Annotated in this window: 5 protein-coding genes; all 5 read right to left on the reverse strand. The window is 35.2% G+C overall.

The genetic code is table 11. The features are described 5' to 3' along the window. Position 1: 1 nt before the first annotated feature. On the reverse strand, positions 2–3,565 hold the full coding sequence (addA, locus tag BZZ03_RS06730) for a helicase-exonuclease AddAB subunit AddA (protein ID WP_086582822.1): 3,564 nt from the start codon (positions 3,563–3,565) through the stop codon (positions 2–4). Continuing rightward, positions 3,558–6,881, reverse strand: a complete 3,324-nt coding sequence (gene rexB / locus BZZ03_RS06735; RefSeq protein WP_086582823.1) for an ATP-dependent nuclease subunit B — start codon at positions 6,879–6,881, stop codon at positions 3,558–3,560. Before rexB ends, addA begins: the two co-directional genes overlap by 8 nt. 43 nt (positions 6,882–6,924) lie before the next feature. Then, on the reverse strand, positions 6,925–8,067 hold the full coding sequence (gene dnaN, locus BZZ03_RS06740) for a DNA polymerase III subunit beta (protein WP_019293615.1): 1,143 nt from the start codon (positions 8,065–8,067) through the stop codon (positions 6,925–6,927). A gap of 167 nt (positions 8,068–8,234) precedes the next feature. Continuing rightward, positions 8,235–9,593 (reverse strand): chromosomal replication initiator protein DnaA, encoded by a 1,359-nt coding sequence (gene dnaA / locus BZZ03_RS06745; RefSeq protein ID WP_019335926.1) that lies wholly within the window; start codon positions 9,591–9,593, stop codon positions 8,235–8,237. A gap of 254 nt (positions 9,594–9,847) precedes the next feature. Continuing rightward, entirely contained in the window at positions 9,848–10,636 is a 789-nt protein-coding gene (locus BZZ03_RS06750; protein ID WP_019293616.1) for a ParB/RepB/Spo0J family partition protein, read from the reverse strand. Positions 10,637–10,903 lie beyond the last annotated feature (267 nt).

Consider the following 10,903-nt stretch of genomic DNA (forward strand, 5'->3'; position numbering starts at 1 on the left):
TTTACAACCTTTCTACGACGACTTTTTGAGGTCCACCTAATAAAATCAAATACTTGTCAACTTGGTTGACATGATAGGCCTTTCTTAAAGCATCTGCATAGAGTTCCATCTGAACTTCATAATTTTTCTTGATTTCTGCAATCTGCGCTTGATTGCGAAAATAATCCGTCTTATAGTCAAATAAGATAATCTTATCTTCAAATTTTATAAAGCCATCACATATTCCTCGAACAATATATTGTTCTTGTGCAACTTCATCCGTTTTCAACATAGAAAAAGGTGCTTCCTTAGTTGTACGCTCCACGTTATCAACCAGGACTTTACCAAAATCTGTGTCAAATAAAGTCAGAATTTTGGGTAAATCAATTTTGTTTTTCACTTCATCCAGAAGCTCCATCTGATCCAAGGTTTGTTGGAAGTCGAATAAGTTTGGTCGTGAAAAATCTGCATATTGCATAAAACTATGGGTAGCAGAACCTATTTCGGCAGCTGTAATTTTATGTTGACCAAAATCCAACATCTCCAACTGTTTTACACGTTCATACTCACTTGATGGTAAAACATTTCCCAACTCTAATTGCTTTTCATAACTTCTTTTTTTTACTTGACTGGGAGTTTGAATGCTTGAAAGCTTCGTTGCTGCTACCTTTGGATATTGATAATCTAATATAGCACGCGCTTGTTTTACATCGGATAAGCTGTCCATTATTTTATCAAATTTTTTCGCGTCTTCTGCTAATTTTTTAAAGTCAGGATAAACTGTAAACTTTTTATCAACTCCTTGTAAATCAGCAGCCTTGATTACTTTAAAATTCATCGGTAACTTATGTGCTTTTTGAAGAGCTAACAACCAATGTTGGTAGCCATTCGCAGCTTGACGATATTTAAGAGGTAAAATGCCTTTTTCTAATTTCGTTTCCCCATATTTTTCCAGATCTTTTGGTTTGATTTTACCGACCATATAGAGTTTTTTCTTCGCTCTTGTAAAGGCGACATAAAGAACACGCATTTCTTCTGAAAGCATTGCATTTCGCTTCAAATCCTTATTGACGAGATACGGTAAGGTTTCCATTTTAACCAAAGCATAGGGGAAATCGGTCTCTACAGCTGACTCATTTTTTAAATCAGCAGTATATTTCATTCCTAAGCCATTTTCCCGAGTAAGTATCACCGAATCCCTTAGATCTTTCTGGTTGAACTTAGTTTGTAAATTCATGAGAAAGACAACATCAAACTCTAACCCTTTGGACTTATGAAAAGTCATTACTCTTACCGCATTTTGTGGCAACTTAATATTCACAGAAGCAAGGTCGTTGTTTTGTTCCATAAATTTATCAATCATCTTGATGAATCGGAAAAGACCTTTATAGCCCGAACTTTCATATGATTCAGCCCTTACTGAAAGAGCATGAAGATTGGCTTGACGCATCTCACCATTTGGTAGCGCTCCAACATAGTCCAGATAAAAAGTTTCTGTGTAAATCTTCCATAGAAGTTCATGGATAGTGACTTCGTTTACAAGTTTACGCCACCCTGTAAACCTCTCCAAAAAGGTATCAATCTTTGTTTTAAGGGATTTGTCTATCAGCTCTCCATCACTAAGCTGCAACTTCTGCCAAAACCGGGTATCAGAACCAGCATTCAAACTAATCCTTGTAAGATCATCCTCTGTAAAGTTAAACATTGGTGAGCGTAAGGTCGCCACTAAAGGAATATCATAGAGCGGATTATCTATAGCACGCAAGACATCCAAAATTAAGGTTACTTCAAGAGATTTTAAAAAGTCAACGCGCCCCTCATCCAAAACGACTGGAATATCGTAAGCTTTTAAGATATCTTCAATTTTATTATTTTGAGATTTGGAACGTACCAAAAGAGCGATATCTTTATATTCTAAGTTCTCGTCAGATGCTATCAGCTCCTTAATTTGTTGAGCAACAACTTTTATTTCTCCATCACTCATTTGTTCTGACTCATCTTCTAAAGTATCTTCTTCATAAAGAAGGAGCTCAGGGTAAAAGTTCTCTTCTAACTTCTCCGGATAGTCCATAAGATTCCCTTGGACCAATTCCTCTTCTTTACCGTATATCATTTCTCCCACTTCTTCGTCCATCAAATGTTTAAATACCTCATTTGTGAAGGAGAGGACTTCACCGCGTGAACGAAAATTTTCTTTGAGACGAATCAGTTGATTAGGATTCGTTTCATCAGCATAGGCCATGTATTTCTTGAGAAAAAGACTAGGATCGGCCAAACGAAAACCATATATCGATTGCTTAATATCACCAACCATAAAAAGATTATCAGAGCCGTCACCATTTTTACTCAGCAACCTTAGCATCGCTTCTTGGACATGACTGGTATCTTGATACTCGTCAATCATTATTTCACTATATTTATTACGATAAGCCGTTGCGACATCTGGATTTTCTTCTAATATTTTAATCGCAAAATGGGCAATATCCGAATATTCAAATGCATTTTCCGAACGTTTTCGCTCCAGATAGACATTATAAAAATATAGAACAAATTTTTGAAGGGTTTCAGCCAAAACTTTTGCTTCAGGTTGATATTTTTCAATCGTTGACAAATGTTTTATTTTTTCTAAAAAATCTCTTACAAGACCTGGAGCAGTCTTGGTTCCTATCACAGACTTAAAACTTTCTGCTAAAATTTCATCTTTCTTTAATGACCAGCGCGAAAAGTCAAGAGATCTAAAAATTTCCGTAAATTGAAGATAATCTCTCCGAGCTAAACTAGAAAGAAGATGTTCTTGATTATCCACTACGATCTGTGCTTTTTCTAAAGTTTTCCCCGTAAGATTTTTTTCCGTCAGAGATTTCTGTAAATCTAAAATAAAGGTTTCGAGTTGTAAGACTACATCTTGTGAAAATGATTCGGGTAAATCAGAGAATTTTTGATAAAAATCAAAGCCTTTAAGAAATTCATTTTTTAACCAATTTTCAGGACTTTCTGTTGCTGAAGCAAAGTTGTAAACCGTGTAAACCACGCTCTGGAAGCCCTTAATATTCCGATCTCTTGAAAAATTTTTTACCAGCTTTTCAAAGGCCTTTTTATCTATTTTTGCTATCTCTTTGATTTCCGATTGCTCTGAAAGATATTGCTCGACCAGATCATCAAAGACTTCTTGTTTCAAGAGATCACTCTCTGTCTGATCTGCTAGAATTCTAAAGTTTGGATCAATATCTACACGATTAAAATTTTCTCGTAACAATTTCTGTGTAAAGCTATCCATTGTACCAATGTCTGCATGAGGTAGTTTTTGTAATGCCAGTTTAATCCTTTGTTTTTCAATACTATCTTGAGATTTATAACTTGCATTCTTTAGATCTTTTTCTAAACGCATGCGTAATTCTGCTGCCGCTTTTTTAGTAAAGGTTGAAATAAACAAGCTCTCAATATCAATGCCATTTTTTATTTTTTCAACAATCCGGTTCGCCATGACAAAAGTCTTTCCTGATCCAGCACTTGCTGAAACGAGTATATTATGTCCTTGGCTATGTATTGCTTCTTCCTGTTCGGGTGTCAATTTTACTTCAGTCATTTACTGGACCTCCTTTCAACTCTTCAAGAATCTCTTTGCGACTTTTTTGACCGACTTCACGTGCATAATCATTCATATGCCTGCTTGCTTCAAAGCGACAGATTGATTTTAAAGGACAATAGCGACATCCGTGTACGTTACCAGATTTATCAATACCTTCTTTAGTCATGACTGGGTTAATCGCTATCTCTCCCTCACGCAGTCGTTCTCCCGCACGAGCATAATGACTTTCGTTGAGCTTGATAAGGCCTTCAAACTCCTCTTGACTATAGACATTATTTCGATTAATGTTAACAACGTCAATTTCCTGATTTACTTTATCCTTATACTCTTCCAGAATAAGACCTTCATAGCGCATTTTTTTCGCTAATAAGGCAGCTATTTCTCCTAAATAATCTACATCAGAAAGATTGATACTTTCGTTTTTTAACTGCAGGTAAAGAGCGCCCCAAAGCTTTTGATCAGCATTCATTTGCTTGAGGACATCTAAATAAGTAAGAAACTGTAAACTTGTTCCATCATAAGCTGACGCAAGATCAAATTTATGCTGACTAGATTTATAATCAATAGCACCAATACTATCATCAAAAAATTGATCTATTCTATCAATCCTTCCACGTAAATTAATCTTGTCTATAGAAAAATTACCCAGTTCACTTTGCGGTAAACCAAAAGCACTCTCGGTTGCTAAAGTCTTCATCTGATCATTTTCCAAGCCTTTTTTCAAAACAACTGCAGTTTGCTTGACGATTTCTCCAAGATTTGTCCATGTAAATTGTGCTGTTGCATCTTGGGTGAAATAGCGGGCATAGGAAGTGTCAACATCACGTAAAACACTTTCCAAGTAATCATCGAAATTTTCGCTGTTCAAGTTAGGATTATCTAGGAGTTTTTCAAAAACTTCATGAAAGAAATTACCAACGACTTTTGAATTCAAATCTATATTTTCAAAACTTTCTAATCCTAAGGTCTGTTCTAAAAAGTACTGGTACTCGCAATTATAAAAACGTTCAAAACTACTCACAGAAGCATGGATTTTATCCTTGTAAATTTCTTTTACAGTCTCAGGATCCAAAGATACAGGGGCTATATCTTGATCAAGATTATAAATCAAACGTTGAAAATCGGGATTTTCTTTAAGAAGAATACGGAATAAACTGGACCAAAAACTACGTTTATCCTCTCCCCCATCGATTTCCTCTTGAGCAAGTAGATGTTCAATTTTCCCAATATTTGTAATGAGAGAACGTGTATTCCCTATATGCGTTACGGTTTCCAGGAGATTAACTGAAGAGACTTCACGTTTAACACTTTCTCCTGCTTTTGTATGTTCAATAAATAACTGCAATAATGCCGAGCTATCATCTTGAGCATTCGCATAAATTTGAGGTGTCGAAAGTACGAGCTTTTCTGTTGCTGCATTGACCAAAGAGACACTTGTAAAGGTATTCTTACTAGAGTTTGTCACATTTAATTGCTCAATAAAACGAAAATCATCATGAGATACATTTTGATTAATAATCGCACGTTCTTCATCCGAAAGTAAGCTAGAATTTTTCTTGATTTTGGGAAAGTTAGCCATTGTCAGACCAATAGCATAGATATACTTATTGGTTCTTGCTTCCACCAGTTCATAGTCTTTTACATTGACAACATCAACATTTGCAGGAATTTGGCGATATTTCGCACCTTTCAATCCAGCTAAGATTAATTCAAGAAATTCGAGCACTTTCATCTTTTGCTCAGCAAAAACGGCCTGAAATTCCTTCAAATTAGAAAGCAATAATTTCCAAACCTGTTCGTACTTATCTGCCAAGACATGATTTTCTTCAGCTTCAGCTTGATTATAAAGCAGATTCATATTCTCAAGAACATTGCCATTTTGGATAAAATGTTGAAATTGTTCAAGCCACTTGGCTCCCGTTTTTTCTGAACTACCTGTCAAAAACTTTTGAAGAGCTGAGGATTCACCAAGCATCTCTTCTCTTAAAGTTTCAACCTGCTCTAATTCTAAAAATTCACTTTCTTCAAAAGCAGTGGCAAATTTCTTTCTGCCTCGAATTTTATACTTGTTCACATAATATTCAAAGTAATCTAAGGCATCTTGGCTAAAGTTTACACCACTGTAAACTTTGCTTTTAAGGAGATTGACCACATCATTAGTACGATAATTGTTCTTTTTTATTGCATAAAGACTTTCTAAGAAAATAATCAAGGGATGCTGACTCATTGCTTTTTCCTGAGCATAGAAAAAAGGAATCTCATACAAATCAAAGATTTCTTGAACTGGTATTGCGTAAGCTTCCACATCACCAACCAATACCGTAAAGTCTTTAAATAAAGCGCCTTGAGCTATCTTTTGACGAATTTCTTTAGCAACGGCTTCGATTTCTGCCATCTGGTTTTCTGCTTCCCAGATTTCAAAATGTTCTTTATCTTTAGACTCCAGCTCAATATTTTCTCTTTCCTGAATAAAATTAGTTTCCAGTTCAATCAAACGTGTCAACTTATCATATACTTTATCTGGTTTTGCATTCGAAACAGAAGAGATTTGAGCAGAAAACTTATTGCGAAAACGTTGAATCATCTCTAGAGCATTCGTGTAAACCGACAAAGAAAAATCTGTCAACTTATAGTCTGATGAACGAGCATAGGTCCCAATGATGATTTCTGAACCTGCGGAATGAAGGGCAGAAATAAAACTTTCCTCTTCAGCAGTAAACCGCGTATAGCCATCAATAATGATTACCGCCTCATGTAACATCTGATTAAATTTGCCCTCATTTATACTTTGTATAAAATGTTGAAACTCTGAAAAATTAGCATAAGAGAGATTTAATTCATCTTCGAAACGTCCCAAAATTGCTGATAACTCCATATTTTTGGGACTTTCAGGTAAGTCTTCACAGGTTAAATTTGCAGTAACTAATTCTGCACGCAAATTCACCAACATTTCAAGGAAAGCTGGTGAACTTTGCAAACTATAATAGAGTGACAATTCTTCTTTAGAAAAAGACTTCAAAACTTTACGAAAAAGCATACTCAATCCAGACTGACTGAGTTCGACTTTTTCATCTGTATTTTTTTCTTTACGATCAAAATAATAAGGAAGTTGCTTAAAACGTGTAACCAAGAGGTCAAAAACGGCTGTATCTGCACCTGATGAAATACGCTCTAAAATTTCCTTTTCTTTTTCAAAAGACATTGAAGATGGAACAATATAATAAACTTTTTTCTCTTCTTTCAATGCCTGTTGAGCACGCTCCAAAAGAAATTGAGTTAGATCTTGTGTAATTTCAGTATAAATGATTTCCATAAAAAAATAGACCTCACTTTCGTTAAGTCTATTCTAACATTTTTTAGTTTGTTCTGACAGGTGTAATAAGCTGTACGAAACTGTCTGTATCATTTTTAGGAAGAAGTGTAAAAGGACGAACGTTTGAAATGAAACGAATACGAACTTCCGGTTCTTTTATAACACGAAGCGCATCAATCAGATATTGTGGGTTAAAGCTGATTGCAATATCCTCACCAGTTTTTTCAATTGCTGTCAACTCTTCATGAACACTACCAACTTCAGGTGAATTGGCTGTTGTAATTACTGAATCTCCTGAAACAGTAAGTTTAACAGTACCATTTGCTGTTGCATTTGATAAGAGACGTGCACGTTCCATTGTACGACGTAAAGCAGCCACATCAAAGACGAGATTTAAGCTATAATCAGCTTCATTAGGTATTAAACGATTCGTATCAGGATAAGTCCCTTCAATTAGACGGCTGTAGTAACTGATACGCTCATTACGGAAGAGAATTTGATTATTCGCCAAGGAAATATCTAAATCTTCCTCATCATTAGTAAATACATTTTTGAAACTTTGGATAGACTTACTAGGAAGAACGACATCAAAATCAGAACCGTCATTCTCAAGAGCAAGCAAGCGTTGGCTCATACGATGTGAGTCAGTCGCAACAGCTTTGAGATTTTTCTTATCTGATAAGACCAAATGTACCCCGGTAAAAATAGGACGACTTTCTTGCGTACTTACAGCAAATACTGTTTCTGTAAAAATTTCTTTCAAAAAACCAACATTAATCTTAAGAGGATTTTCTTGTGAAATTTCTTGAATACGTGGATAAATTTCGGCATCCTGACCTTTTAAAGTAATTTCTGACTTTCCAGAAGTGAGTAGTACTTGTTTTTGTTCTAATTCTTCAAATTCTAAAGTAAGTTCTGGCATTTGGCTAACTACACTTTCAAAGAATGAAGCTTCCAATAAGATACTACCAGTACCAGAGATATTCATTCCAGCATCTTTATCACTGGCAGGTAAAAAGTTCTCAATCGAAATTTGACCATTGGATCCTGTTAGTGTAATTCCTTCTGCACTGACTGTAATTTTTAATTTGGTTAAAGCAGGAATAGTAACTTTTGAACCAATCGCTTGTTTAGTAATTTTTAGTGCATTTTGAAAAGCTACTTTGTTAATTGAAAATTTTATCATGATAGTCCTTTTCTTTATTTATTTATTTATATAAATATATTAGTAATAGTAGTAGGTCTTGTGAGTATGGGGATAAGCGCGAAAACATGAACTTTTCTAAGTTTTCCACTGTGTATAAGTAGAGGATAACTTAAGGAAATCTTTTGAAGTTTTCCACAGGTCACTTTTTATTGAAACAGTCGCTTGATGGCGTCAATGTCTTTTTGAACATCGATGTCATTTTTCATTTTTTCTGTTATTTGCTTGTGCGCATACATGACAGTAGTATGATCGCGTCCACCAAACTCATTGCCAATAGCTGGAAGACTGAGTGCCAACAATTCACGAATTAAATACATTGCAATTTGTCTTGGAAATGCAATTTCTTTTGGTCGTTTAGGCCCAATAAGATCAGCTGTTGACACATGATAGTATTTTGCAACCTCATCTTGTATTTTTTTGACTGTCAAATTTGATAAAGGTTGCTGCGTATTACTTTTAAGAGAACGCAGAGCTTCACTGGCGGTATCAATATTGACTACCGTTTGGTTGTTTGTTTTCGCAACAAACTCTACACGATTAAGTGCACCTTCAAGTTCACGGACATTTGAGTCAATTTGGCCAGCGATATAACTAAGAGTTTCTTGAGGGAACTCTAAATTACTGCTCTCAGACTTTGTCTGGAGAATGGCCATACGTGTTTCATAGTCAGGTGCTGTGATGTCTGTCGTTAATCCCCATGAAAAACGAGTCACTAAACGCTCTTCAAGTTTATTGAGTTCTTGTGGTATACGGTCCGAAGTGAGAACGATTTGAGCACCACGATCATGAAGAGTATTAAAAGTATTGAAAAACTCGTTTTGGGTACCTTCTTTATCACTAAAGAACTGGACGTCATCAAGAAGAAGTATATCTAAGTTTCGATATGTTTCTTCAAATTTTGCCATCTGTCCTTTACGTGTTGCATTGACATAGTCATTGACAAAAGTTTCTGCAGAGACATATTTAACCTTAGAATGCGGATTATCTTTCAAGATTTCGTTGCCAATCGCATGCATCAAATGTGTCTTGCCAAGTCCAGAACCTCCATAAATGAAGAGAGGATTATAAACATCCCCTGGTTTATCGGCAACAGCAAAAGCAGCAGCTTTTGCCCATTTATTACCTTCACCTTGGATGTAATTATCAAAAATGTACTTTGGATTTAAGCGCGTGAAATCCGGAGTTGCTAGAGCAGGTGCTTCATCAAAGCCATCTTGTTCATTGATTTCTTGTTCAATTTTTTCTGAAACTTCTTCTTCTGAAAGTAAATTGAAACGAATTGGTCGATCAAAAATTTCAAACCCAGCTGTACTGATTAGTCCTTCCTGACTCCGCCAAAAATCTTTATGAAACTTCGCCCCCACGATAATGGTTGCTACATCATTTTCAATTTCTAACAGTTGGGCAGGCTCAATGAAGAAATCATAAGACTGCGGCTTGATATTTTTTTTCGCTAATTCTTTTACTCTCGTCCAAAATTCTTTTTTTTCTTTTTGGAGAGCCATATTTTTCCTCTAATATATTAAAATTAAGTAGAACCTATTATATCATGTTGATAACTATTTATCCACCGCTGTTGAAAAAAAATACGATTTTTCCACAGAAGTGGATAACTATCCCCAAAAATGTGGATAATGTGGAAGGATAAAAAGTTTTCCACAGGAGACAAAGGCTATAACAAGCGTTTCTAAACTTTTCCACAAAAAAGGAAAACAAAATTTTTGTGAATAAATCTTGGGATAAAAAATCCACAGTGAATTCACTGTGGATTTTTTGTGAGTTTATTCAAGAGTTCTTCGAGTTTTTCTAAACTGTCAAAATGCAACTCTAGTTTTCCATTTTGGTGCTTTTCATTATATGAAATTTTATTACTTACACCTAAACATCTTGCAATTTCTTTTTCCTTTTCTTCTATATAAATGCTTTTTTTATTGTTCGTTTTTTTAGTGGCAACTTTTTGGTAAATGATATCTTCAAGTTGTCGCACATTAAGTTTTTCCTGAATGACTTTATGAGCTAAGGAAACTTGTTTTTCTTTATTTTCTTCAGCAAGAAGTGTCCGGGCGTGAGCTAAACTAATTTTTTTCTCTTCTAATAGATGAAGTATTTCTTGAGGAAGCTTTAAAATTCTCAAGAGATTTGAAATATAGGAACGAGATTTTCCGAGATGTTGAGCAACTTCATCATGAGTCAATGAGCTTTTTTCTAAAATTTTTTTGATGCTTTCAGCTTCGTCTAATGGACTCATGTCATCACGCTGCAAATTTTCTAAAATAGAGAGCACCATCATATCCTTATCAGAATAAGAACGAATAATCGCTGGTATCTTATCCAGCTTCGCCAGTTTCGATGCACGCAAACGCCGTTCTCCTGCTAGAAGTTCATAGCCAAAAAGATTACTCTTACGAACAATAATGGGTTGAAGAACACCATTAACTTCTATAGAATGTGATAACTCTTTTAACTTATCGTGATCAAAATGTTTGCGGGGTTGATAAGGATTTTTACTAATATCTTCTATATTTAGTAGATAAATTTTTTCTTCCATGAGCTAATAATACCACAAAATGACAAAAACGAGAATAAAACACAAAAAAAATAAGTGATGAAACGTGACAACGGCGGGGTTTTCCGAACGAGTGTAAAAAAAAGGGAGAAAAATCACAGTTTATTCTTGACAGAACAAATTGAGTTTGATAGAATATAATAGTTGTCGCGAGAGAGCGTATCTCTTACGAGAGCGATAGACCTTTGAAAACTGAATAAAGTAGAATGACTATATGCGAGAAGTTAACTTCTTGTATACCAACTGTCA

This window comes from Lactococcus petauri (assembly GCF_002154895.1).
Lineage (GTDB): Bacteria > Bacillota > Bacilli > Lactobacillales > Streptococcaceae > Lactococcus > Lactococcus petauri.